This window comes from Pseudomonas sp. S1(2024) (genome assembly GCF_046557535.1).
The window spans coordinates 18,343-42,027 of sequence record NZ_JBKGFP010000007.1; the positions used below are offsets into that span (position 1 = coordinate 18,343).

The window sequence follows — 23,685 nt, forward strand, 5'->3', positions numbered from 1 at the left end:
GCCCCAGCAATTTGTGCATCACTGCTGATGCCCCGGGGCCGCTTTGCAGCCCTTTCGCGACACAAAGCCGCTCCTACAAGAAGCCCGTGCCAACCGTCAGATCTTGTCGATATCCACATCCCTGGTTTCTTTCAGGCAGAAGATCCCCACCACCAGGCTGATCCCGGTCACCAGCACCGGGTACCACAGCCCATAGAAGATATCCCCGGTGTACACCACCAGCGCGAACGACACCGTTGGCAGGAAGCCACCGAACCAGCCGTTGCCAATGTGGTAGGGCAGTGACATGGAGGTGTAGCGGATGCGAGTGGGGAACAGCTCGACCATCACCGCCGCCAGCGGGCCATAGGTCATGGTCGCGATCAGGATCATCGCCACGATCAGCACCACCACCATCACTTGGTTGACCTGCCCAGGGTCGGCCTTGGCCGGGTAGCCAGCCTGTTCCACCGCCGCACGCATGGCCGCTTCGTCGAAGCCGTTGATGGTCTTGTCACCGATGTTCACCACCACATCGCTACCTGCCACATCCACCGAGCTGTATGGCAAGCCCTGCTTGACCAGGAATGTCTTGACCTTGTCGCAGGGGCTGTCGAAGCGCGCCTTGCCTACCGGGTCGAACTGGAAAGTACAGCCTCTCGGGTCGGCAGTGACCACGATCGGCGCCTGGCGGCTGGCCGCGTCGATCTGTGGGTTGGCGTAGTGGCTCAGCGCCTTGAACAGCGGGAAGTACAGCACCGTGGCCAGGAGCAGGCCGAGCATCAGGATCGGCTTGCGGCCAATACGGTCGGACAACCAGCCGAAGAACACGAAGAACGGCGCACCAATGACCACGCTGATGATCAGCAGGGTGTTGGCCTGGGCCGGGTCCATCTTCAGCATCTGGGTCATGAAGAACAGCACGTAGAACTGCGCCGTGTAGAAGGTCACGGCCTGCCCGGCGTTGATGCTGAACAGGGCGGTGAGCACCACTTTAAGGTTCGGCCAGGAGGTGAACGACTCACGGATCGGCGACTTGCTGACCTTGCCCTGGGCCTTCATTTTCACGAAGGCCGGCGACTCGTGCATGCTCATGCGGATCCAGGTGGAAATCGCCAGCAGCACGATCGACAGCAGGAACGGCAGGCGCCAGCCCCAGGTTTCGAACTGGTCGCCACTGATATAGCGGCTGCCCAGCACCACCACCAGCGACAACAACAGGCCAAGGGTGGCGGTGGACTGAATGAAACCCGTGTGGAAACCGCGCTTGCCGGGCGGCGCATGCTCGGCCACATAGGTGGCCGCACCGCCGTATTCACCACCCAGCGCCAGCCCCTGCAGCATGCGCAGGACCACCAGGATGATCGGTGCCGCGATGCCGATGCTGGCGTAGGTGGGCAACAACCCCACCGCGAAGGTGGACAGGCCCATCAGCACGATGGTGACCAGGAAGGTGTACTTGCGCCCGATCATGTCGCCCAGCCGGCCGAACACAAGCGCACCGAACGGACGCACCAGGAAGCCGGCGGCAAAGGCCATGAGGGCAAAGATGAAGGCTGTGGTGTCGTTCACGCCAGCGAAGAACTGCTTGCTGATGACCGCTGCCAGCGCACCATAGAGAAAAAAGTCATACCACTCGAAAACTGTCCCGAGGGATGACGCGAAAATGATCTTGCGTTCTTCACGACGGCTGGAGCTGCTGGCCGCCGCACTCTGCTCTTGGATGTAATCCGACATCGTTGCTGTCCTCGGCCCGCAGGCCACAGTGATTATTCTTCTTGTTCCACTGTCGGCAGCTTCTGACCGCCAGCTGCCGGTACTGCACGCACCCGGGGTCAGGGCGTCGGTATCGCGTCTTCGTTCAAATAGGTCTGGGTGGCAGCTCCTTTGAGGATCAGTTGCGCCGCCTTCTCGGCGATCATCAGGGTGGGTGAACAAGTATTGCCAGAGGTGATCTGCGGCATGATCGAGGCGTCCGCCACGCGCAGGCCGGGGATGCCGTGCACGCGCAGTTGGTTATCCACAACGTCCAGTTCGCCATTGCCCATGCGGCAGGTGCCGACCGGGTGGAAGATGGTCGTGCCGATCTTGCCGGCGGCTTCGAACAGCTCTTCTTCGGTTTGCAGGGCTGGGCCCGGCAGGTATTCCTTTGGGTCGAACGCAGCGAGGGCAGGGGCCTGGACGATACGCCGGGTAAGACGAATGGCATCGGCGGCGACGCGCAGGTCCTGGGGGTCGCTGAGGTAGTTGGGGTCGATCAGCGGCGTGCTGTTCATGTCGCTGCTGCGGATATCGATACGCCCGCGGCTGGCCGGGCGCAGGTTGCACACCGAGGCGGTAAAGGCCGGGAACCTGTGCAGTGGCTCGCCGAAGCGTTCAAGTGACAGCGGCTGCACGTGGTACTGCAGGTTGGCAGTGGCCTGCTCCGGGCTCGAACGCACGAACGCGCCCAGTTGGCTCGGGGCCATGGCCAGCGGGCCACTGCGGTCATAGAGGTAGCGCAGGCCCATGCCCATCTTGCCCCACAGGCTGTTGGCCATCTGGTTCAGGGTACGGGAATTGCGGATCTGGTAGATCAGGCGCAGCTGCAGGTGATCCTGCAGGTTGCCGCCAACACCGGGCATGTCGTGACGCACGCCAATGCCCAGGCTTTCCAGTAACTGCCGCGGGCCGATGCCGGAGCGCTGCAGGATACCGGGAGAGCCCACAGCACCCGCACAGAGGATGATCTCGCGACGTGCCGCAAACTCGTGCCAGGCACCCTGCCAGAACGCCTTTACCGCCCGTGCACGGGTGTTGTTGAGCAGCACCTGGTCAACCTGAACGCCGGTCAGCACGGTGAGGTTGGGGCGGTCCTTGATCGGCCGCAGGAAAGCCTTGGAAGCGTTCCAGCGCACACCGCTGCGCTGGTTGACCTGGAAATATCCACAGCCCTGGTTGTCGCCGGTATTGAAGTCATCGACCTTGCCGATGCCGCTTTGCTCGGCGGCATCACGGAAGGCATCGAGGATCGGCCAACTGTAGCGCTGGCGCTCGACCCGCCATTCGCCATCACCACCGTGGTGCTCGCTGGCGCCGGCAAAATGGCTTTCACTGGCCTTGAACAGCGGCAGTACGTCCTTCCAGGCCCAGCCGTCGTTGCCTTGCTCGGCCCAACGGTCGTAGTCGGCGGCCTGGCCGCGCATGTAGATCATGCCGTTGATCGAGGAGCAGCCACCCAGCACCTTGCCGCGTGGATAGCCCAGCGCACGACCGCCCAGGCCGGGCTGCGCCTCGGTCTTGAAGCACCAGTCGGTGCGCGGGTTGCCGATGCAATAGAGGTAACCGACGGGGATATGGATCCAGGGATAGTTGTCGCGCCCACCCGCTTCCAGCAGCAGTACTCGGCAGGAAGGATCGGCGGACAAACGATTGGCCAACAGGCAACCGGCGGGACCGGCACCTACGACCACGTAGTCGAAGACAGAATCGGCTGATGGCATGTGCAACCTCGGGCCTGATTATTATTCTTGTCCCGATCCATCTTAGTGAGTAATTTCGTGGAGGAAACACGAGATTTCGCGCAGCCGCTGTGCGTTTTAGCACAGTGGTAAGTCTGTACTGGCCTCTTTTTGGGGGGGGGGGGGTCCCCCACAAAAAACAGCAACCTTCTGGGGGGGGGGGGGTGTTTCTCCCCGCCAAAGAGGCCGGAACGAACTGCCAAAAAGGATCAGCATGTTCGACTGGAACGATCTGCGGTTTTTCCTCGAGTTGCAGCGCAGCGGCCGCCTGCTTACCGCCGCCAAGCGCCTCAACACCACCCACAGCACCGTGGCCCGGCACATCGAGAGCATCGAGCAAAGCCTGGGGACTGCGCTGTTCGTGCAGCATGCCCAGGGCTATGAACTGACCCCCTCGGGCCAGGCCCTGCTCAAGCACGCCGAAGCCATGGAAAACGTCGCCCTGCTGGCGCAGGAAGAAATCACCCAGGCCATCACGCCGCTGGGCAAGATTCGCCTGGGGGTGACCGAAGGCATCGGCATCATGTTCTTCACCCCGCGCATGAATGCGCTGTTCGACCGCTACCCCGGCCTGGAAGTGGAGCTGGTGGCAGTGCCGCGCTTCGTCAGCATCCTCAACCGCGAGGCGGAGATCAGCATCCACCTGGAACGGCCCAACGCCGACCTGCTGATCACCCGCAAGCTCACTGACTATCGCCTGGCCCTGTACGCCAGCCAGGACTACCTGGATCGCGCGCCCCCGCTGCGTAACCGCGAGGACCTGGCCCGGCACAGCTGGATCGGCTACGTCGATGACTTGCTGTTCAGCCAGGAACTGCTGTTTCTCAACAGCTTCTGCCGGGCCCCCAACGTGGTGTTTCGCAGCACCAGCGTGATCGCCCAGCAAACCGCCGCCCGCGCCGGGTTGGGCATCGCCGTACTGCCCAACTACATGGCCCGCCACGACCCGACGCTGGTGCGCGTGCTGCCTGGCGAAACCATCCAGCGCAGCTACTGGATCTGCACCCGCCGCGAACTGCACAAGTCAGTGCGCCTGCGGGTAGTGTGGGACTACCTGCTGGCGCTGTGCGCGGCAGAACAGAGCGAGCTGCTAGCCCAGTAGCGCCTTGCCGGACAGCAGCAGGGCCGCAGCCCAACCGGCCACGGCAAACATCTGCTGCAAGCGCGGCCCGGCCAGCCTGGTCGCCAATGGCCGCGCCAGCAGCAGGCCGAGCACCGCACCGACGGCGAACGGGGCGCCAACCTGCCAGTGCATGACCCCTGCGAGGCTGGCGCTGACCACACTGCCGGTGGACACCAGCGCGATCACCGCCAGCGAAGTGGAGACGATGCTGGCCATCCGCAGGTTGGTGTAGCGGTTAAGGGCCGGGATGATGACAAAGCCACCGCCCACGCCCAGCAGGCCGGACAGCAGCCCGGACAATGCGCCGGTGAAGGCCAGGGCGCGCGCGCAGGGCAGGGTCCAGCGCAAACGGCCCTGCAGCGGGTTCAGCACGCAGGGTTCGATGTAGCGATGGGCATCATTGGCTTCGCCGCGCAGTTCCTTGGCCGCCTTGCGCCAGATACGCAGGCAGGCATACACCAACACCCCGGCGAACACCAACTGCAGTGGCGTGTTCGGCAGGCGGTGCGCCAGCATCAGCCCGAACGGCGCCGCTGCCACACCGATCAATGCGATGAACAGCGCCGCCCGGTAGCGCACCAGGCCCTGCCGCAAGCCCAGCACAGCACCCACCGCTGCCGCCATGCCTACGGCCAGCAGGCCGACCGGTGCCGCCTCGACCATCGACAGCCCCAGGCCGAACACCAGCAAAGGCACTGCGAGAATGCCACCGCCGGCACCGGTCAACGCCAGCACGGCACCGATGATCGCGCCCAGGCCCGCTCCCAGTATTTGATGTTCGATCACTGACGACCCTCGGCTACCAACGGCTGTGGCCGTGCCAGCCACTCGCGGCCCTTGAGCATGCCTTTCCAGTACAAGGGTGGCAGCACCTGCGCCTTGAGCAACCAGGCCAGACGTGTCGGCTTGCGGCCATCCAGCAACCAGTTGGGGAAGCTTGGAGCCAGCTTGCCGCCATAGGTGAACTCGGCCAGGACGATCTTGCCGCGCTCGACTGTGAGCGGGCACGAGCCATAACCATCGTACTGGGCAAGGGTAGGCAACCTGCCCAGGGCCACCAGTACATTGTTGGCCACGACCGGAGCCTGCTTGCGTGCAGCGGCGGCGGTCTTGGCATTGCTGGTGTTGGTCACGTCCCCAAGGGCATGGACATTGGTGAAGTGACGATGGCGCAGGGTGTGCGGGTCGACATCGACCCAGCCGGCGCTGTCGGCCAACGGGCTTTCACGAATGAAGTCCGGTGCTACCTGCGGCGGTACCACGTGCAGCATGTCGAAGGCCTCGATACGGGTTTCGCTGCTGCCATCGGCCAAGGTGCGCACGAAGGTGGCGCGCTTGTTCGGGCCGTCCACGGCGACCAGGCGATGGGAAAAATTGAGATCCACGGCGTACTTGTCGATGTACTTCATCAATGCGGGCACGTAGTCCGCCACACCGAACAATACTGCGCCGGCATTGAAGAAACTGGCTTTCACAGCCCCCAGGTGACCATGCCGCAGCCAGTGGTCGCAAGACAGGTACAGCGCCTTCTGCGGGGCGCCTGCGCACTTGATCGGCATGGGCGGCTGGCAGAACAGCGCTCGGCCTTGCTTGAGCTTCTGCACCAGTTCCCAGGTATAGGGTGCCAGGTCGTAGCGGTAGTTGGAGGTGACGCCATTGCGGCCCAAGGTCTCGCTGAGGCCATCAATGGCCGCCCAATCCAGCTTGAGGCCGGGGCAGACCACCAACTGTTCATAACTGATGGCGCGGCCGCCTTCGAGGAGGACCAGTTGGCCCAGCGGGTCGAACCCCTGCACACGTGCCTTTATCCAGCGAACGCCGCGTGGAATGGTCGAGGCCATGGTGCGAGCAGTGCTTGGCGCATTGAACACACCGGCACCGACCATGGTCCAGCCGGGCTGGTAGTAATGCACTTCGGCGGGGTCGATCAAGGTCACATCCAGCGACGGGTCACGGCTGATCAAGCTGGAAGCGGTGGCGATTCCGGCGGCGCCGGCACCGACGATGACCACTTTGTGGTGGTCGGTATTGGCAGGGGACAACAAGGCAGGCATGGCGGTAAATCCTGTAAATCTGGTTATGGGGCAGGGCGGTCACAGCTTGTTCAGCGGAATCTTCAGGTAGCTCACACCGTTATCTTCCGGCGCGGGGAACTGGCCGCTGCGCATGTTTACCTGCACCGAAGGCAGGATCAGCACGGGCATGTCGAGGGTCTTGTCGCGGGCTTCACGCATGGCGACGAAGCTGTCCTCATCGATGCCCTGGTGGATATGAATATTGTTGGCGCGCTGCTCGGCCACGGTGGTGACGTACTGCATGTCACGGCCACCTGGCAGGTAGTCGTGGCACATGAACAGCCGGGTCTGGTCGGGGAAGGCCAGCAGGCGACGGATCGAGCGGTACAGGGTGCGAGCATCAGCCCCAGGGAAGTCGCAACGGGCAGTACCGTAGTCGGGCATGAACAGGGTGTCGCCGACGAACACCGCTGTCTCGCCGGCGTCCTCGATCATGAAGCTCATGCACGCAGGTGTGTGCCCCGGGGTGTGCAACGCACGGGCATGCAGGTTGCCAATGCGGAAACCTTCCTCGTCCTCGAACAGCACATCGAACTGGCTGCCATCGCGGGCGAAGCCAGGCTCGGCGTTGAACAGGGCACCGAACACTTTCTGTACCTGGGTGATATGCGCGCCGATGGCGGTATGGCCGCCAAGCTTTTCCTTCAAATAGGCCGCCGCCGAAAGGTGGTCGGCATGCACATGGGTTTCCAGCACCCACTGCACGTCAGCTCGCAGCTCCTTCACCCGGTTAATCAACTGGTCCGCCGAAGCAGTGCAGGTACGCCCCGACTTGGGGTCATAGTCCAGGACACTGTCGATCAACGCACACTTGCGCGTTTCGCCGTCCATGACCAAGTAGCTGATGGTCGAGGTCGCCTTGTCGTAAAAGGCGTCCACGTGCAGGTTGTTGCCGATGATCATCGCGTTCTCCAATTTATCCGCCCAGCCTTGTACAGGCGTAGGCAGTGCCAGGAGGTTTATCAAGATGCATGCCAGGCATTTTCCTGCGCTCTGGCCAATAAAACCGGCCCGTTGCTGACAATTGCCGACGACAGTGGCGGCGCAGATGGCAGTCGACTGTCAGCCAATGGCAGTGTTTGGCAGTCCTTGTTACCCTGCGCCGGTCATTCAATCGGTGCCGTCATGCCTGAAGCCCATCCCCTCATCCTAGCTTTGGTTTCCTATCTTGAGCACGATGCCCTGCCAACCATCGTGCTAGATACCGACTACAACATGCTGGCGGCCAACGCTGCCTATCGCCGCCAGTTCGGTCGCCATGAGCAGGCGCCGCTGGGTGAGAAATGCCACAAGGTCTCGCACCACTACGCTGTGCCTTGCGACCAGGCCGGCGAGCATTGCCCGATGCGCAAGGCGTGGCACAGCAAGGCGCCGGAGCGGGTTTTGCACATTCATCACACGCCACGCGGCCCCGAGCATGTGGATGTAGAGCTGCGGCCGATCCTGGATGAACAGGGCAGGGTGGTGGCCTTTGTCGAACGCCTGACCAGCATCACCCTCGCGTCGGCGCAGCCTCAGGAACAAGGGCTGGTCGGCCGCGCGCCAGCGTTCAAAGCGGCCCTGGCCAGCCTGCAACGTGCGGCACCGGCGCAGATCCCGGTGTTGCTACAGGGTGAGTCGGGTACCGGCAAGGAACTGTTCGCCCGCGCAGTGCACTTGGGTAGCCCCCGGGCCAACGGCCCGTTGGTGGTGGTTGACTGTACCGGCCTGACCGAATCGTTGTTCGAGAGCGAGTTGTTCGGCTACGAGAAGGGCGCGTTCACTGGCGCCAACCAGCGCAAGATCGGCCTGGCTGAAGCGGCGCATGGCGGCACCCTGTTCCTCGATGAAATTGGCGAAGTACCGCTGGCGATGCAGGTGAAGCTGCTGCGCCTGATCGAGTCCGGCAGTTTCCGCCCGGTGGGTAGCCTGCGCACGGTGCATTCGGATTTTCGCCTGGTGTCGGCAACCCATAAACCGCTCAGGCAAATGGTCGCGGACGGCACCTTCCGCGAAGACCTGTACTACCGCATCAGCGGCTTCCCGATACGTCTGCCGGCATTGCGCGAACGAGCAGAAGACCTGCCGTTGCTCGCCCAGAGCCTGCTGCAGCGCATGGCCGGCAAGCCGACACCCAGGCTGAGCGACGAGGCCTTGCAGAAACTCGTGCTGCATCCATTCCCAGGCAATATTCGCGAACTCCGCAACATTCTGGAAAGGGCGCGTTTGTTTGCGGACGACGGACTTATCCGGCCCGAGCATTTGCCGGAGGACATTGGGTCGACAGGGGCGATCACGGCAGATGGCCGGCGCAATCACCTGGGTGAGCTGGCCCAGGCACTGCAACAGTTCAAGGGCTCGCGCAGTGAACTGGCCCGTCACCTTGGCCTGAGCGAGCGCACCCTGTATCGCCGGTTGAAGGAGCTTGGCCTGAATTGACGCCTTCGGTTAACGCGCTCTACAAGGGCCTGCTTATTCCCGAGGGCAACACACATCCTGTGGGAGCGGGTTCACCCGCGAACCCCGGCGAAGCCGGTGCCATCCACCGCGCCTCCTCAGACCTTTACCGGACCTTTACCTCTGTCCTGACATTAAGCGGGAATGATTGTGGTCTGATCAGTTAACCGAACCTGGCAGCCAGTCAGCTTCCGCCAGGCGTCAACATGCAGAGGACCGCAAAATGAAGACAACCCTGACCGTGATCTGCGCCACGCTCATGCTCAGCGCCCCCTTGGCCAGTTTCGCGCAGCCAGGCCCACCTGACCGGCATGATGGCGGCCCATTGCACCAAGGCAACCCACCGCATGGTCAGCCACAGTACCAAGGCCGACATGATAATGGCCGCGGTCCCGCTTATCGCGACCCGAATTTCCGCCCACAACCGGGCATGCCGGTTCCGCATCAGCAGTGGCAGCGTGGCCATGTGGTTGACCCGCACTACCGCGGCGACCGTTACTGGGTGACCGACTGGAAAGCACGCCACCTGTATGCGCCACCACGTGATCACCGCTGGTTGTATGTGAATGGGGACTATGTGCTGGTGGCTATTGCCAGTGGTGTGATCGTCAACGTCCTCAGCGGTTACTGATTTCTACAGGCACTAAAAAGCCCGCTTTCGCGGGCTTTTTAGTGCCTGGCGATCTACACCGGATCAGAAGTCCAGGTTCGATACCGACAGCGCGTTGCTTTCGATGAAGTCACGACGCGGCTCGACCGCATCACCCATCAGGGTGTTGAAGATCTGGTCGGCAGCGATCGCATCCTCGATGGTGACCTTGAGCATACGGCGGACGGTTGGGTCCATGGTGGTTTCCCACAGCTGCTCAGGGTTCATCTCGCCCAGCCCTTTGTATCGCTGGATGGTGTGGCGCTTGGTGGTTTCGTTCATCAGCCAATCCAGGCCTTCCTTGAACTCGACAATTGCCTTGCGGCGCTCACCGCGCTGCACATAAGCACCTTCGCCCAACAAGCTGGACAGCTTGGCACCAATGTTGACTACGGTACGGTAGTCATTGCTGCCAAAGAAGTCTCGGTTGAAGGTGACATAGCTGGCCAGGCCGTGGGACGTAACCTCCACTTCTGGCAACCATACGTTGCGCTCTTTGTCTTCGCGCAGGCTGGCTTTGTAAACCAGGCCGGACTTCTGGCTGTTATTCAGACGTTCCTGGAACTGTGCCAGCCAGGCTTGCATCACAGCGTGGTCACCCAGCTGTTCCAGGCTGACCTCCGGCAGGTAGATGAAGTGCTCGGTCAGCTCTTCTGGGTACAAGCGCGACAGACGCTTGAGTGTCTTCATGACACTACGGAATTCATTCACCAATGCTTCCAGCTGTACACCGGAAACCGCTGGTGCCGACTCGTCCAGGTGAAGGCTGGCATCTTCCAGGGCCGACTGGGTCATGTACTCTTCCATGGCCTCGTCATCCTTGATGTATTGCTCCTGCTTGCCTTTCTTCACCTTGTACAGCGGTGGCTGGGCAATGTAGATGTAGCCGCGCTCGACCAGCTCCGGCAACTGACGGAAGAAGAAGGTCAGCAGCAGGGTACGGATGTGCGAACCGTCAACGTCAGCATCGGTCATGATGATGATGTTGTGATAACGCAGCTTGTCGATGTTGTACTCTTCGCGGCCGATACCGCAGCCCAGTGCAGTGATCAGCGTGCCCACTTCCTGGGACGAGATCATCTTGTCGAAGCGCGCTTTCTCGACGTTGAGGATTTTACCCTTCAACGGCAGGATTGCCTGGGTACGACGGTTGCGGCCTTGCTTCGCCGAGCCACCCGCGGAGTCACCCTCCACCAGGTACAGTTCGGAAAGGGCAGGGTCCTTTTCCTGGCAGTCCGCCAGTTTGCCTGGCAGGCCAGCAATATCCAGCGCGCCTTTACGGCGAGTCATTTCACGGGCTTTACGTGCCGCTTCACGGGCACGGGCAGCATCGATCATCTTGCCAACGACGGCCTTGGCCTCGTTCGGGTTTTCCAGCAGGAAGTCGGCGAAGTACTTGTTCATCTCCTGTTCCACGGCGGTTTTCACCTCCGAGGAGACCAGCTTGTCCTTGGTCTGCGAGCTGAACTTAGGGTCCGGCACCTTCACCGAGATGATCGCGGTCAGGCCTTCACGGGCGTCGTCGCCAGTGGTCGCCACCTTGTTCTTCTTGGCCAGGCCTTCCTGTTCGATATAGCTGTTCAGGCTACGGGTCAGCGAGGAACGGAAGCCCACCAGGTGAGTACCGCCATCACGCTGCGGAATGTTGTTGGTGAAGCACAACAGGTTTTCGTTGAAGCTGTCGTTCCACTGCAGGGCGACTTCAACACCCACGCCATCGTCACGCTGGACGTTGAAGTGGAATACCTGGGAGTTGACCGGGGTCTTGTTGGTGTTCAGGTATTCGACGAACGCACGCAGGCCGCCTTCGTACTTGAAGAACTCTTCCTTACCGCTACGTTCATCCTTCAGCAGGATGCCAACGCCCGAGTTGAGGAACGACAGTTCGCGGATACGCTTGGCCAGGATGTCCCAGCTGAAGTGAATGTTCTTGAAGGTTTCAGCCGAAGGCTTGAAGTGGATGTGGGTACCGGTGGTTTCGCTGTCACCGACAACCGCCATCGGTGCCTGTGGAACACCGTGAACGTAGGTCTGTTCCCAGATCTTGCCGCTACGGCGAACGGTCAGTACCAGTTTCTCAGACAGGGCGTTCACTACAGAAACACCTACGCCGTGCAAACCGCCGGATACCTTGTAGGAGTTGTCGTCGAACTTACCGCCAGCGTGCAGCACGGTCATGATGACCTCGGCTGCGGAAACGCCTTCTTCTTTATGCACGTCGACCGGAATGCCGCGACCGTTGTCGCGCACACTGATGGATTCGTCCGGGTGGATGATGACGGTGATGTCATCGCAGTGACCGGCGAGGGCTTCGTCGATCGAGTTGTCGACCACCTCGAAGACCATGTGGTGCAGGCCGCTACCATCATCGGTGTCGCCAATGTACATGCCGGGGCGCTTGCGCACGGCATCCAAACCTTTCAGCACCTTGATGCTGGAGGAGTCGTACGTTTGATTTTCGCTCATGCATTCACTCCCGATGGTCGTGGGTCTGGGTGATACGGCCTTGTTCCACGTGGAACAAAGCAACTGGCGTTTCCGTCTGCCAGCCTTCCCTCAGTAATTCGTGATCTACACAGGTGATGAACACCTGGCAGCGTAATTCTTCAAGCAAGCGACACAGCGCGCGGCGATGCTGGTCGTCCAGTTCGGACGGCAAGTCATCCACGAGATAAATACAGTGACCGCGGCGAGCCTGACTAACGAGGTGGCCTTGGGCAATGCGCAATGCGCACACCACCAGCTTTTGCTGACCACGCGACAGGATGTCGGCTGCATTGTTGGCAGCCAGACGAAGACGCAGATCAGCACGCTGCGGACCGGCCTGAGTGTGGCCCATCTGCTGATCGCGAAGGAGAGAGGAAGCGAGTACTTCTTGCAGTTCCCGGTCCTTGTCCCAGCCTCGGTAGTAGCTAAGGGTCAACCCGTCCAGCTCGACCAGTTCGCTCAGGGTTCGCTCGAAGACGGGCTTCAAGGCCTTGATGTAGTTGCGACGGTATTCATCTATTTCCGCACTGGCCAGGCACAATTCCCGGTCCCAGGCGGCTTGCGAAGCTGGGTCAAGTGTACCATGCCGCAACCATGAGTTCCGCTGCCGCAGTGCCTTCTGCAGCCGTTGCCAGGCTGGCAGAAAACGAGGTTCCACGTGGAACACCCCCCAATCCAGGAACTGGCGGCGTATTTTCGGAGCGCCTTCCAACAAGCGGAAACTGTCCGGATTGATGAGCTGGAGCGGTAGCAATTCAGCCAGTTGCGCCGCACTCCGCGCATTCTGCCCATCAATGCGAATAGTGAACTCCCCCTGCCGCTCCCGGGATACACCCAGATTACTGCTGCCACCCTCGGCCAATTGCACTTCGCCGAACACGGTACAGGCCGGTTGTTCGTACTGGATAACCGGGTTCAGGCGGGTGCTGCGGAACGAGCGCGCCAGCCCGAGCAGGTGCACGGCCTCAAGCACGCTGGTTTTGCCGCTGCCGTTGGCGCCGTAAAGGATGTTGATGCGGGGGGACGGTGAGAGTGTCACCGGGTGCAAGTTGCGCACCGCGGTGACCATGATACGTCGAAGAGACATTTCGCCTGCTACGGGTTACAGACGCATTGGCATGACAACGTAGGAAGAATCGTCATTGCCAGCTTCCTGCAGCAGGGCACTGCTGTTGGAATCGGACAGGATCAGACGAACTTGCTCGGTAGTCATTACGCCCAGCACGTCCAGCAGGTAGCTGACGTTGAAGCCGATTTCCAGCGAACTACCTTCGTAGTCCACGCTGATTTCTTCTTCAGCTTCTTCCTGCTCGGGGTTGTTGGCCTGGATCTTCAGTTGGCCAGCAGCCAGTTGCAGGCGGATACCGCGGTACTTTTCGTTGGAAAGAATCGCAGTACGGCTGAAGGCTTCACGCAGCGCCTGACGGTCGCCGACCACCAGCTTGTCACCGCCCTTGGGCAGTACGCGCTCGTAGTCCGGGAACTTGCCGTCCACCAGCTTGGAAGTGAAGGTGAATTCACCGGTGGTGGCGCGAATGTGGTGCTGGCCCAGGACGATGCTGACCATGCCTTCCGGGTCGGTCAGCAGGCGTGCCAGTTCGAGGATACCTTTGCGTGGCACGATGACCTGGTGGCGATCATCCTGCTCGATCGGTGCGCTCATGGAGCACAGCGCCAGGCGATGACCGTCAGTGGACACAGCTCGTAGGGTGTTGCGGGAAACCTCCAGCAGCATACCGTTGAGGTAGTAGCGCACATCCTGCTGGGCCATGGCGAAACTGGTGCGCTCGATCAGACGGCGCAGCTTGCTCTGTTCCAGGTTGCAGGTCAGCGAGCCCGGGCCTTCTTCCACGGTCGGAAAGTCATTGGCTGGCAGGGTCGACAGGGTAAAGCGGCTACGGCCGGCCTTGACCAACAGTTTCTGCTCGTCGACCTTGATATCGATCAGGGCGTCGTTCGGCAGGCTTTTGCAAATGTCCATCAGCTTGCGGGCCGGGACAGTGATTTCGCCAGGCTCGGCCGGCTCTTCCAGTTGCACGCGGCCTACCAGTTCGACTTCCAGGTCGGTACCGGTCAACGACAGTTGCTGGCCTTGCACGACCAGCAATACGTTGGACAGGACCGGCAAGGTCTGACGGCGCTCGACGACACCGGCGACCAGTTGCAGGGGTTTCAACAGGGCTTCGCGTTGAATGGTGAAATGCATGGTCTAGTCCCTTGCCTTCAATTAGCTGCGCAGACGGCCATCAGGTCGTCAGCGTCCGCAGCAGGTTCTTGTAGTCCTCGCGGATGTCCGCGTCGGATTCCTTCAGTTCGTTGATCTTGCGGCAGGCGTGCAGCACGGTCGTATGGTCGCGACCACCGAACATGTCGCCGATTTCCGGCAGACTGTGGTTAGTCAGCTCCTTGGACAGGGCCATGGCCACCTGGCGTGGACGCGCCACGGAACGCGAACGACGCTTGGACAACAGATCGGAGATCTTGATCTTGTAGTACTCGGCGACGGTACGCTGAATGTTATCCACACTGACCAGTTTGTCCTGGAGCGCCAGCAGGTCCTTGAGCGACTCACGAATCAGTTCGATGGTGATGTCGCGCCCCATGAAGTGCGAGTGAGCGATCACCCGCTTCAATGCGCCTTCCAGTTCACGGACGTTGGAACGGATGCGCTGGGCAATGAAGAAGGCCGCGTCATGCGGCAGTTCGACCTTGGCCTGGTCGGCCTTCTTCATCAGGATCGCCACGCGGGTTTCCAGCTCTGGTGGCTCGACGGCCACCGTCAGGCCCCAACCAAAGCGCGACTTCAGACGCTCTTCCAGGCCTTCGATCTCCTTGGGGTAGCGGTCAGAGGTAAGGATTACCTGCTGGCCCCCCTCAAGCAGGGCGTTGAAGGTGTGGAAAAACTCTTCCTGCGAGCGCTCTTTACGGGCAAAGAACTGGATATCGTCGATCAGCAACGCATCCACCGAGCGGTAGAAACGCTTGAATTCATTGATGGCGTTGAGTTGCAGAGCCTTGACCATGTCCGCGACGAAGCGCTCCGAATGCAGGTACACGACCTTGGCGTTCGGGTTCTTCTTCAGCAGGTGGTTACCCACAGCATGCATGAGGTGGGTTTTACCCAGGCCCACACCACCATAAAGGAAGAGCGGGTTGTAACCATGCTTGGGGTTGTCTGCCACCTGCCAGGCAGCCGCGCGCGCCAGCTGGTTCGACTTACCTTCGACGAAGGTGTCGAACGTGAAGGTGCGGTTCAAGTAACTGGTGTGTTTGAGCGCACCTTCTACCTGCACGGTGCGCTGTTCGGTCCGGGCACTGCCGGCCGACGCAGAAGCCGGCTCGGCCATGGCATCGAAGCTGTCACGCGAGGATGGCTCGGCCAGTTCATCGACCAGCACAGGCTCGGCCGCCGCGACGGCGACGGGTTCGACCGCTGCCGGCACTGCCTTCTGTGTCTGGCTCTGGGCCTGGCTCTGGGCCAGCGAGGCGGCCACCGCAGCACTTACTGGCGCGTTGGGTGCGGCACGTGGCGCGGAGCTGCGACGGCTGCCGATCAACAAGGAAAGGGCAGGCGCAATGCCGCTGCCGTTTTCGCCCAACAGCTCGAGCAAACGACCCAGGTACTTTTCATTGACCCAATCGAGAACGAAACGGTTAGGCGCATAGACGCGCAACTCGTCGCCTTCGGCTTCGACCTGTAGCGGACGGATCCAGGTGTTGAATTGCTGGGCAGGCAGTTCATCGCGCAGAAGCTCCACGCACTGCTGCCAAAGTTCCACTGACACGGATATCCCCTGAGTTTGAAAGCCGGATGAGGCAAAAACAAACCGCCATTGTACCGGTCGAGCGTTCAGTTATCCACATGTGGACACGTTAGGAACCATGACAAAACAGCCATTTATCGACCAAAAAGACTTCGCCGCACTGTGAATAAGCCCTGTGGATAAGCACCCATGAGCGCTATGCACAACCCTGAGGTCAGGTCTGTTGATAACTCTGCTGTGGATAAGCATCGATTTAATCCACAGCTTTTGACCACGAAGAAAACAAGCGCAGCACCGGTTGAGAACACAGTTGTAAAACTCTGTACAGCCCGTATTTTCTGGCCTCAAGCAGGTTATCCACAGAAGGTTATCCACTTAAGATTTATAGATTCTTCAGAAAAGCTTTTTATATGTCTCTTCTTTTTTTTCATGTTGTCCCCAATTCGTGTGTCCGATCAAGCACCCTTGGGGGATGGACAAGCACGCACCGTCCATCACGTGCTCTATATGGAAAGACTGGTTGGAAATTGACCTACGGGCTTGCTTTCTCTAGAATCGCCGGTCTCTTAAAAAGGGGGCCATCCCGGCCCGTCGTCGACAAACCAGGTAACACGCCATGAAACGTACTTTCCAACCAAGCACCATCAAGCGCGCGCGCACCCACGGCTTCCGTGCCCGTATGGCTACCAAGAACGGCCGCGCTGTTCTGTCGCGTCGTCGTGCCAAAGGCCGTAAGCGTCTGGCCATTTGATTTTTCGGCACAGGTGGTGAGTCAGGACTTCAGTCGGGAAAAGCGACTGCTTACACCCCGACATTTCAAAGCGGTCTTCGACTCCCCAACCGGCAAGGTTCCAGGGAAAAACCTGCTGATCCTTGCTCGTGAGAACGGCCTCGATCACCCACGCCTCGGCCTGGTGATCGGCAAGAAGAGCGTCAAGCTCGCCGTTCAACGCAACCGCCTCAAGCGCTTGATGCGCGATTCCTTTCGCCTGAACCAGCAATTGCTTGCCGGGTTGGACATTGTGATCGTCGCGCGCAAGGGATTGGGTGAGATAGAAAACCCGGAATTGCACCAACACTTTGGCAAACTCTGGAAACGCCTGGCGCGCAGCCGGCCCACTCCAGCAGTGACCGCCAATTCCGCAGGGGTAGACAGCCAAGATGCGTAAACTGGCGCTCGTTCCGATCCAGTTTTACCGTTACGCCATTAGTCCTCTGATGGCCAACCACTGTCGTTTCTTCCCCAGTTGCTCCTGTTACGCTTATGAAGCCATCGAAAACCACGGCTTCTGGCGTGGTGGGTGGCTAGCCGTTCGTCGCCTGGGGCGTTGTCATCCGTGGAACGACGGCGGTTTCGATCCCGTTCCTCCCGCTCCTTCCTCCCGAACTTCTTCGATAGCCGAGTAATCATGGATATTAAACGCACGATCCTGATCGTCGCCCTGGCAATCGTGTCCTACGTCATGGTCCTCAAGTGGAACCAGGACTACGGCCAGGCTGCCCTGCCGACTCAGAATACTGCTGCCAGCACCGTTGCCCCGGGTTTGCCGGATGGCGTACCGGCCGGTAATGCCGGCGCCAGCGCCGATGTGCCAAGCGCCAACGCCGAAACCAGCGCTGCCGAACTGGCGCCGGTTGCGGTCAGCAAGGACCTGATCCGGGTCAAGACCGATGTCCTGGAACTGGCTATCGATCCGGTCGGTGGTGACATCGTCCAGTTGAACCTGCCGCAGTACCCACGTCGTCAGGACCACCCGGACATTCCGTTCCAACTGTTCGACAACGGTGGCGAGCGTGTCTACCTGGCACAAAGCGGCCTGACCGGCGTCAACGGTCCGGATGCACGTCCTGCCGGTCGTCCTCTGTACGCTAGTGACAAGAAGGGTTACCAGCTGGCCGATGGTCAGGAACAACTGGTGGTCGACCTGAAGTTCAGCGACAACGGCGTCAACTACATCAAGCGCTTCAGCTTCAAGCGTGGCGAGTATGACCTGACCGTCAGCTACCTGATCGACAACCAGAGCGGCCAGGCCTGGAGCGGCAACATGTTTGCCCAGCTCAAGCGTGATGCCAGCTCCGATCCGTCGTCGAGCACTGCCACCGGCACCGCTACTTACCTGGGCGCTGCCCTGTGGACCCCTTCCGAGCCTTACAAAAAGGTCTCGATGAAGGATATCGACAAAGGCAATTTGAAAGAAAATGTGTCCGGCGGCTGGGTTGCCTGGCTGCAGCACTACTTCGTGACCGCCTGGATTCCGGCCAAGTCGGACAATAACGTTGTCCAGACCCGCAAGGACAGCCAGGGCAACTACATCATCGGCTACACCGGCCCGGCCATCAGCGTGCCTGCTGGCGGCAAGGTCGAAACCAGCGCCATGCTGTATGCCGGCCCGAAAATCCAGTCCAAGCTGAAAGAGTTGTCCCCAGGTCTGGAACTGACTGTCGACTACGGTTTCCTGTGGTTCATCGCCCAGCCGATCTTCTGGCTGCTGCAACATATCCACAGCCTGCTGGGTAACTGGGGCTGGTCGATCATCGTGCTGACCATGCTGATCAAAGGCCTGTTCTTCCCGCTGTCGGCTGCCAGCTACCGTTCGATGGCGCGCATGCGTGCCGTCGCGCCAAAGCTCGCTGCACTGAAGGAACGCTTCGGTGACGATCGCCAGAAGATGTCCCAGGCGATGATGGAGCTGTACAAGAAAGAGAAGATCAACCCGCTGGGCGGCTGCCTGCCGATCCTGGTGCAGATGCCAGTGTTCCTGGCCCTGTACTGGGTACTGCTGGAAAGCGTGGAAATGCGCCAGGCCCCATGGATGCTGTGGATTACCGACCTGTCGATCAAGGATCCGTTCTTCATCCTGCCGATCATCATGGGCGCCACCATGTTCATCCAGCAGCGCCTGAACCCGACGCCGCCGGATCCGATGCAGGCCAAGGTGATGAAAATGATGCCGATCATCTTCACCTTCTTCTTCCTGTGGTTCCCGGCTGGTCTGGTGCTGTACTGGGTTGTGAACAACTGCCTGTCGATCACACAGCAGTGGTACATCACTCGCAGCATCGAAGCAGCCAGCAAAAAAGCTGCTGCTTGACAGGCTACTGCGCTAGCCTGTGAATAAAAAACGCCCCCTAGTGGGGCGTTTTTGCTATCTGTCGTTTTTGTCGTAGAGGCTTTCGAGCATGAACACTGTGCGTGAAACCATCGCCGCCATTGCCACCGCCCAGGGCCGCGGCGGTGTGGGTATTGTCAGGTTGTCCGGCCCTCTGGCCGCCAAGGCCGGCCAGTTGATCACCGACCGTACGCTTACCCCGCGCCACGCCCATTACGGCCCGTTCCGCGACGAGGAAGGCCTGGTACTGGATGAAGGGATCGCGCTGTTCTTCCCCGGGCCGAATTCGTTCACCGGCGAGGACGTGCTGGAACTGCAGGGCCATGGTGGCCCGGTGGTGCTGGATATGCTGCTGCAGCGCTGTGTACAGGTTGGCTGTCGGCTGGCTCGCCCGGGTGAGTTCAGCGAACGTGCATTCCTCAACGACAAGCTCGATCTGGCCCAGGCCGAAGCCATTGCCGACCTGATCGAAGCCAGTTCCAGCCAGGCTGCCCGCAACGCACTGCGTTCGCTGCAGGGGGAGTTCTCCAAGCGTGTGCACAGCCTGACCGAAGCATTGATAGCCCTGCGCATCTACGTCGAGGCGGCGATCGACTTCCCCGAGGAAGAAATCGATTTCCTCGCCGATGGCCATGTGCTTTCGATGCTCGATACTGTTCGCGCCGAGTTGTCCACAGTGCAGCGGGAAGCCGGGCAGGGGGCCTTGCTGCGTGATGGCATGACCGTGGTTATCGCCGGTCGGCCGAATGCGGGCAAGTCGAGCCTGCTGAACCAGCTGGCCGGACGGGAAGCGGCCATCGTCACCGACATTGCCGGCACCACGCGGGACATCCTGCGTGAGCATATCCACATCGATGGCATGCCGCTGCACGTGGTCGATACTGCCGGTTTGCGCGACACCGATGACCATGTGGAAAAGATTGGCGTGGAACGTGCGCTGAAGGCCATTGGCGAGGCAGACCGGGTGTTGTTGGTGGTGGACTCCACCGCGCCCGAGGCCAGCGACCCGTTTGCCCTGTGGCCAGAATTTCTCGACCAACGGCCAGACCCGGCCAAGGTAACGCTGATTCGGAACAAGGCCGATCTTAGTGGTGAGCGGGTAGCGCTGGAACAGTGCGATGACGGCCATGTAACGATCACCCTCAGTGCCAAAGGGGACGATGCAGGGCTGCAGTTGCTGCGTGACCACCTGAAGGCCTGCATGGGTTATGAACAGACGGCGGAGAGTGGTTTCAGCGCTCGCCGGCGCCATCTGGATGCCCTGCGCCAGGCCAGTGAGCACCTGGAACATGGCCGTGCACAACTGACCCTGGCTGGTGCGGGTGAGCTGTTGGCGGAAGACCTGCGGCAGGCGCAGCAGGCCCTGGGGGAGATTACCGGGGCATTCAGCTCTGATGACCTGCTGGGGCGGATTTTCTCCAGCTTTTGCATCGGCAAGTAATTCACAGCCAGGCAAAACCAAGAGCCGCTCCTTCGGGAGCGGCTTTTTTTTGCCTCAAATTTCGCAGCTCCTATGGAAATCGCGCCGCACCTGAAGGCTGTGCAGACCCCTGTGAGAGCGGGTTTACCCGCGAAGAGGCCGGTGCAGGTTCACATTTTTTTCATTCACCTACCCCGATCTGCTCTCAGGAGCCCTGTGGAAAACTCGCCTTCAGCTCCGTTGATAAGCAGGCTTTTTTTCTGAGGACAAACCTGCTTGTGGGTAAACAGTCATTTAATCCACAGGCTAAATCGTGTTATCCATAGCCCTCATGGTACTCCAGCCACAGGGTTTAATTTTTCTCTACACAGCATGAATAAAGGCCTACATAACCTTATCCACAGCAAAGCTTGTGCATAAGAATAAACATAAAAACAAAGCTTTTTTAAATTTTTCCTCTTTGATTTCTGTTGGCTGCCACTCATCCACAGACTGGTCAAAATTTGCTCAGACGGTTTCTTTAAAGGGGGTGAAGTCCCTATACTTGTCCGCTTACCTTCTCTATTCGCAAAAACAGGCACGAGGTGCGTGGTGGATTTCCCTTCCCGTTTTGAAGTGATCGTCATCGGCGGCGGCCATGCCGGTACCGAGGCTGCGCTTGCGTCTGCACGCATGGGTGTGAAAACCCTGCTGTTGACCCATAACGTGGAAACCCTCGGTCACATGAGCTGCAACCCCGCCATTGGCGGTATTGGCAAAAGCCATCTGGTCAAAGAGATCGATGCCCTCGGCGGCGCCATGGCGCTGGCCACCGACAAGAGCGGCATCCAGTTCCGCGTTCTGAACAACCGCAAGGGCCCGGCTGTACGCGCTACCCGTGCACAGGCCGACCGCGCCATCTACAAGGCAGTGGTGCGTGAAATCCTGGAAAACCAGCCGAACCTGTGGATATTCCAGCAGTCCTGCGACGACCTGATCGTCGAGCAGGACCAGGTCAAAGGCGTGGTGACCCAGATGGGCCTGCGTTTCTTCGCCGAATCGGTGGTACTGACCACCGGTACTTTCCTCGGTGGGCTTATCCACATTGGTTTGCAAAACCATTCCGGTGGTCGCGCCGGTGATCCGCCTTCGATCGCCTTGGCCCACCGCATGCGTGAACTGCCGCTGCGCGTCGGCCGCCTGAAAACCGGTACCCCGCCGCGTATCGACGGCCGTTCGGTGGACTTCTCGGTGATGACCGAGCAACCAGGCGATACGCCGATCCCGGTGATGTCGTTCATGGGCAACGCCCAGATGCACCCGCGTCAGGTGAGCTGCTGGATTACCCACACCAATGCGCGCACCCACGAGATCATCGCCTCGAACCTCGACCGTTCGCCGATGTACTCGGGTGTCATCGAAGGTGTCGGCCCGCGCTACTGCCCGTCGATCGAAGACAAGATCCACCGCTTCGCCGACAAGGAAAGCCACCAGGTGTTCATCGAGCCGGAAGGCCTGACCACCCATGAGCTTTACCCCAACGGTATTTCCACTTCGCTGCCGTTCGATGTGCAACTGGAGCTGGTGCGATCGATCCGCGGCATGGAAAACGCACACATCGTGCGCCCGGGCTACGCCATCGAATACGACTACTTCGACCCGCGCGACCTCAAGTACAGCCTCGAGACCAAGGTCATCGGCGGTCTGTTCTTCGCCGGCCAGATCAACGGCACCACCGGTTATGAAGAAGCCGGCGCACAAGGCTTGCTGGCCGGGACCAATGCCGCCCTGCGTGCGCAGGGCCGAGACAGCTGGTGCCCGCGCCGCGACGAGGCATACATCGGCGTACTGGTCGACGACCTGATTACCCTGGGTACCCAGGAGCCGTACCGCATGTTCACTTCGCGTGCCGAGTACCGCCTGATCCTGCGCGAAGACAACGCCGACCTGCGCCTGACCGAAAAGGGCCGCGAACTTGGCCTGATCGACGATCAGCGTTGGGCCGCCTTCTGCGCCAAGCGCGACGGCATCGAACGCGAGGAGCAGCGTCTGAAGTCGACCTGGGTCCGCCCGAACACCGAGCAAGGCCAGGCCATTGTGGATAAGTTCGGTACTCCGCTCAGCCACGAGTACAGTCTCCTCAACCTGCTGGCGCGCCCGGAAATCGACTACGCCGGGCTGATTGAGGCAACCGGCGGTGAAGCGATTGATCCACAGGTCGCCGAGCAGGTCGAAATCCGCACCAAGTACGCTGGTTACATTGATCGCCAGCAGGATGAAATCGCACGTCTGCGTGCCAGCGAAGACACCCGCCTGCCTGTGGATATCGATTACTCGACGATTTCCGGCCTGTCCAAGGAAATCCAGGGCAAGCTGGGCCAGACCCGTCCGGAAACCCTGGGTCAGGCTTCGCGTATCCCGGGCGTGACCCCAGCGGCGATTTCCCTGTTGCTGATTCACTTGAAAAAACGCGGCGCTGGCCGCGAATTGGAGCAAAGCGCTTGAGTTCCCTGGTCACCCCGCAACACGCTGAAGAGTTGTCCACAGGTGCGCGCCAGCTCGGTGTCGAGCTGAGCGCCGAGCATCACGAGAAGCTGCTCGGCTACCTCGCCCTGTTGATCAAATGGAACAAAGCCTACAACCTCACCGCCGTGCGCGACCCCGACGAGATGGTGTCGCGTCACCTGCTCGACAGCCTCAGTGTCATGCCGTTTATCCACAGCGAGCGTGACAACTGGCTGGATGTCGGCAGTGGCGGTGGCATGCCCGGCATCCCATTGGCTATCCTGCATCCGCACAAGCGCGTGACGGTGCTGGACGCCAACGGCAAGAAGACCCGCTTCCTGACCCAGGTGAAAATGGAGCTCAAGTTGGACAACCTCACGGTTATCCACAGTCGGGTCGAAGCCTTCCAGCCGACACAACCGTTCAGCGGAATCATCTCCCGCGCCTTCAGCAGCATGGAGAACTTCACCAACTGGACCCGCCACCTGGGCGACACCGGGACGCAATGGCTTGCAATGAAGGGGCTGCATCCTGCCGATGAACTGGTAGCATTGCCCGCAGACTTCACAGTGGAAAGCGAGCAGGCCCTGACCGTTCCAGGTTGCCAGGGCCAGCGCCATCTGCTGATACTGCGCCGCAAGGCATGACTGGGAACACA

20 protein-coding genes are annotated in these 23,685 nt (G+C 60.4%); 11 read left to right on the plus strand and 9 right to left on the minus strand.

All coding sequences use genetic code 11. From position 1 onward, the window contains the following. Positions 1-96: 96 nt before the first annotated feature. Together ACLCGK_RS04905 and ACLCGK_RS04910 are read right to left on the minus strand one after the other, a co-directional pair. Positions 97-1,716, minus strand: coding sequence for an MFS transporter (locus tag ACLCGK_RS04905; RefSeq protein ID WP_410951397.1), 1,620 nt, complete (start codon positions 1,714-1,716; stop codon positions 97-99). Between the two features lie 98 nt (positions 1,717-1,814). Continuing rightward, positions 1,815-3,461, minus strand: coding sequence for a GMC family oxidoreductase (locus ACLCGK_RS04910; protein WP_410951398.1), 1,647 nt, complete (start codon positions 3,459-3,461; stop codon positions 1,815-1,817). Between the two features lie 232 nt (positions 3,462-3,693). On the opposite strand from ACLCGK_RS04910, the gene ACLCGK_RS04915 reads away from it, so the two are divergent. After that, positions 3,694-4,581: a LysR family transcriptional regulator gene (locus ACLCGK_RS04915; RefSeq protein ID WP_013970255.1), complete on the plus strand. Its 888-nt coding sequence runs from the start codon at positions 3,694-3,696 to the stop codon at positions 4,579-4,581. On the opposite strand, the gene ACLCGK_RS04920 is transcribed toward ACLCGK_RS04915, so the two are convergent. Genes ACLCGK_RS04920 through ACLCGK_RS04930 form a run of 3 tightly spaced genes read right to left on the minus strand, consistent with a single transcriptional unit; the run spans position 4,570 to position 7,580 of the window. Then, positions 4,570-5,388, minus strand: coding sequence for a sulfite exporter TauE/SafE family protein (locus ACLCGK_RS04920; protein WP_410951399.1), 819 nt, complete (start codon positions 5,386-5,388; stop codon positions 4,570-4,572). The genes ACLCGK_RS04915 and ACLCGK_RS04920 overlap by 12 nt on opposite strands. Then, a complete protein-coding gene (locus tag ACLCGK_RS04925) occupies positions 5,385-6,656 on the minus strand; it encodes an FAD/NAD(P)-binding oxidoreductase (protein WP_410951400.1) in 1,272 nt (423 codons plus the stop codon). The genes ACLCGK_RS04920 and ACLCGK_RS04925 overlap by 4 nt, the downstream gene beginning before the upstream one ends. Before the next feature lie 39 nt (positions 6,657-6,695). Further along, a complete protein-coding gene (locus tag ACLCGK_RS04930; RefSeq protein ID WP_015268429.1) occupies positions 6,696-7,580 on the minus strand; it encodes an MBL fold metallo-hydrolase in 885 nt (294 codons plus the stop codon). A gap of 222 nt (positions 7,581-7,802) precedes the next feature. On the opposite strand from ACLCGK_RS04930, the gene ACLCGK_RS04935 reads away from it, so the two are divergent. Further along, positions 7,803-9,095 carry a sigma-54 interaction domain-containing protein gene (locus ACLCGK_RS04935; RefSeq protein ID WP_410951401.1) on the plus strand — a complete coding sequence of 431 codons (1,293 nt, stop codon included), beginning with the start codon at positions 7,803-7,805 and terminating at the stop codon, positions 9,093-9,095. Between the two features lie 241 nt (positions 9,096-9,336). Next, the gene (locus ACLCGK_RS04940; protein ID WP_410951402.1) at positions 9,337-9,744 is read left to right on the plus strand and encodes an RcnB family protein; all 408 of its coding nucleotides are present in this window, start codon (positions 9,337-9,339) and stop codon (positions 9,742-9,744) included. Positions 9,745-9,807: 63 nt separating this feature from the next. On the opposite strand, the gene gyrB is transcribed toward ACLCGK_RS04940, so the two are convergent. The 4 genes from gyrB to dnaA are packed head-to-tail and all read right to left on the minus strand — an operon-like array spanning position 9,808 to position 16,034. Further along, a complete protein-coding gene (gyrB, locus tag ACLCGK_RS04945) occupies positions 9,808-12,228 on the minus strand; it encodes a DNA topoisomerase (ATP-hydrolyzing) subunit B (protein WP_013970249.1) in 2,421 nt (806 codons plus the stop codon). Positions 12,229-12,232: 4 nt separating this feature from the next. Next, complete coding sequence (gene recF / locus ACLCGK_RS04950; RefSeq protein WP_003260018.1) at positions 12,233-13,336, minus strand: DNA replication/repair protein RecF; 1,104 nt, start codon at positions 13,334-13,336, stop codon at positions 12,233-12,235. 15 nt (positions 13,337-13,351) lie between these two features. Next, entirely contained in the window at positions 13,352-14,455 is a 1,104-nt protein-coding gene (gene dnaN, locus ACLCGK_RS04955; protein ID WP_003260019.1) for a DNA polymerase III subunit beta, read from the minus strand. A 40-nt stretch (positions 14,456-14,495) separates the two neighbouring features. Beyond that, positions 14,496-16,034 carry a chromosomal replication initiator protein DnaA gene (gene dnaA, locus ACLCGK_RS04960; RefSeq protein ID WP_024087935.1) on the minus strand — a complete coding sequence of 513 codons (1,539 nt, stop codon included), beginning with the start codon at positions 16,032-16,034 and terminating at the stop codon, positions 14,496-14,498. A gap of 168 nt (positions 16,035-16,202) precedes the next feature. Here dnaA and ACLCGK_RS04965 point away from each other — a divergent pair, with 168 nt between their 5' ends. The 8 genes from ACLCGK_RS04965 (at position 16,203) to rsmG (ending at position 23,674) form a co-directional block, all read left to right on the plus strand. Continuing rightward, positions 16,203-16,544, plus strand: coding sequence for a hypothetical protein (locus tag ACLCGK_RS04965; protein WP_410951403.1), 342 nt, complete (start codon positions 16,203-16,205; stop codon positions 16,542-16,544). A gap of 85 nt (positions 16,545-16,629) precedes the next feature. Next, a complete protein-coding gene (rpmH, locus tag ACLCGK_RS04970; protein ID WP_003253163.1) occupies positions 16,630-16,764 on the plus strand; it encodes a 50S ribosomal protein L34 in 135 nt (44 codons plus the stop codon). A gap of 13 nt (positions 16,765-16,777) precedes the next feature. Next, positions 16,778-17,182, plus strand: a complete 405-nt coding sequence (gene rnpA / locus ACLCGK_RS04975) for a ribonuclease P protein component (protein ID WP_003253166.1) — start codon at positions 16,778-16,780, stop codon at positions 17,180-17,182. Then, positions 17,175-17,420: a membrane protein insertion efficiency factor YidD gene (gene yidD, locus ACLCGK_RS04980; RefSeq protein WP_080563709.1), complete on the plus strand. Its 246-nt coding sequence runs from the start codon at positions 17,175-17,177 to the stop codon at positions 17,418-17,420. The genes rnpA and yidD overlap by 8 nt, the downstream gene beginning before the upstream one ends. Before the next feature lie 2 nt (positions 17,421-17,422). Beyond that, the gene (gene yidC / locus ACLCGK_RS04985) at positions 17,423-19,105 is read left to right on the plus strand and encodes a membrane protein insertase YidC (RefSeq protein ID WP_013970245.1); all 1,683 of its coding nucleotides are present in this window, start codon (positions 17,423-17,425) and stop codon (positions 19,103-19,105) included. 88 nt (positions 19,106-19,193) lie between these two features. Beyond that, a complete protein-coding gene (mnmE, locus tag ACLCGK_RS04990; RefSeq protein WP_410951404.1) occupies positions 19,194-20,564 on the plus strand; it encodes a tRNA uridine-5-carboxymethylaminomethyl(34) synthesis GTPase MnmE in 1,371 nt (456 codons plus the stop codon). Positions 20,565-21,134: 570 nt separating this feature from the next. Further along, positions 21,135-23,027, plus strand: a complete 1,893-nt coding sequence (gene mnmG, locus ACLCGK_RS04995; protein ID WP_015268403.1) for a tRNA uridine-5-carboxymethylaminomethyl(34) synthesis enzyme MnmG — start codon at positions 21,135-21,137, stop codon at positions 23,025-23,027. Then, positions 23,024-23,674, plus strand: coding sequence for a 16S rRNA (guanine(527)-N(7))-methyltransferase RsmG (gene rsmG, locus ACLCGK_RS05000; protein WP_013970242.1), 651 nt, complete (start codon positions 23,024-23,026; stop codon positions 23,672-23,674). The genes mnmG and rsmG overlap by 4 nt, the downstream gene beginning before the upstream one ends. Positions 23,675-23,685 lie beyond the last annotated feature (11 nt).

Excerpts from the sequence above, each read along its gene's own strand:
- ACLCGK_RS04905 (WP_410951397.1), bottom strand. The coding sequence starts at position 1,716 with ATGTCGGATTACATCCAAGAGCAGAGTGCGGCGGCCAGCAGCTCCAGC.
- ACLCGK_RS04910 (WP_410951398.1), bottom strand. The coding sequence starts at position 3,461 with ATGCCATCAGCCGATTCTGTCTTCGACTACGTGGTCGTAGGTGCCGGT.
- ACLCGK_RS04915 (WP_013970255.1), top strand. The coding sequence starts at position 3,694 with ATGTTCGACTGGAACGATCTGCGGTTTTTCCTCGAGTTGCAGCGCAGC.
- ACLCGK_RS04925 (WP_410951400.1), bottom strand. The coding sequence starts at position 6,656 with ATGCCTGCCTTGTTGTCCCCTGCCAATACCGACCACCACAAAGTGGTC.
- ACLCGK_RS04930 (WP_015268429.1), bottom strand. The coding sequence starts at position 7,580 with ATGATCATCGGCAACAACCTGCACGTGGACGCCTTTTACGACAAGGCG.
- ACLCGK_RS04935 (WP_410951401.1), top strand. The coding sequence starts at position 7,803 with ATGCCTGAAGCCCATCCCCTCATCCTAGCTTTGGTTTCCTATCTTGAG.
- ACLCGK_RS04940 (WP_410951402.1), top strand. The coding sequence starts at position 9,337 with ATGAAGACAACCCTGACCGTGATCTGCGCCACGCTCATGCTCAGCGCC.
- gyrB (WP_013970249.1), bottom strand. The coding sequence starts at position 12,228 with ATGAGCGAAAATCAAACGTACGACTCCTCCAGCATCAAGGTGCTGAAA.
- recF (WP_003260018.1), bottom strand. The coding sequence starts at position 13,336 with ATGTCTCTTCGACGTATCATGGTCACCGCGGTGCGCAACTTGCACCCG.
- dnaN (WP_003260019.1), bottom strand. The coding sequence starts at position 14,455 with ATGCATTTCACCATTCAACGCGAAGCCCTGTTGAAACCCCTGCAACTG.
- ACLCGK_RS04965 (WP_410951403.1), top strand. The coding sequence starts at position 16,203 with ATGAGCGCTATGCACAACCCTGAGGTCAGGTCTGTTGATAACTCTGCT.
- rpmH (WP_003253163.1), top strand. The coding sequence starts at position 16,630 with ATGAAACGTACTTTCCAACCAAGCACCATCAAGCGCGCGCGCACCCAC.
- yidD (WP_080563709.1), top strand. The coding sequence starts at position 17,175 with ATGCGTAAACTGGCGCTCGTTCCGATCCAGTTTTACCGTTACGCCATT.
- yidC (WP_013970245.1), top strand. The coding sequence starts at position 17,423 with ATGGATATTAAACGCACGATCCTGATCGTCGCCCTGGCAATCGTGTCC.
- mnmE (WP_410951404.1), top strand. The coding sequence starts at position 19,194 with ATGAACACTGTGCGTGAAACCATCGCCGCCATTGCCACCGCCCAGGGC.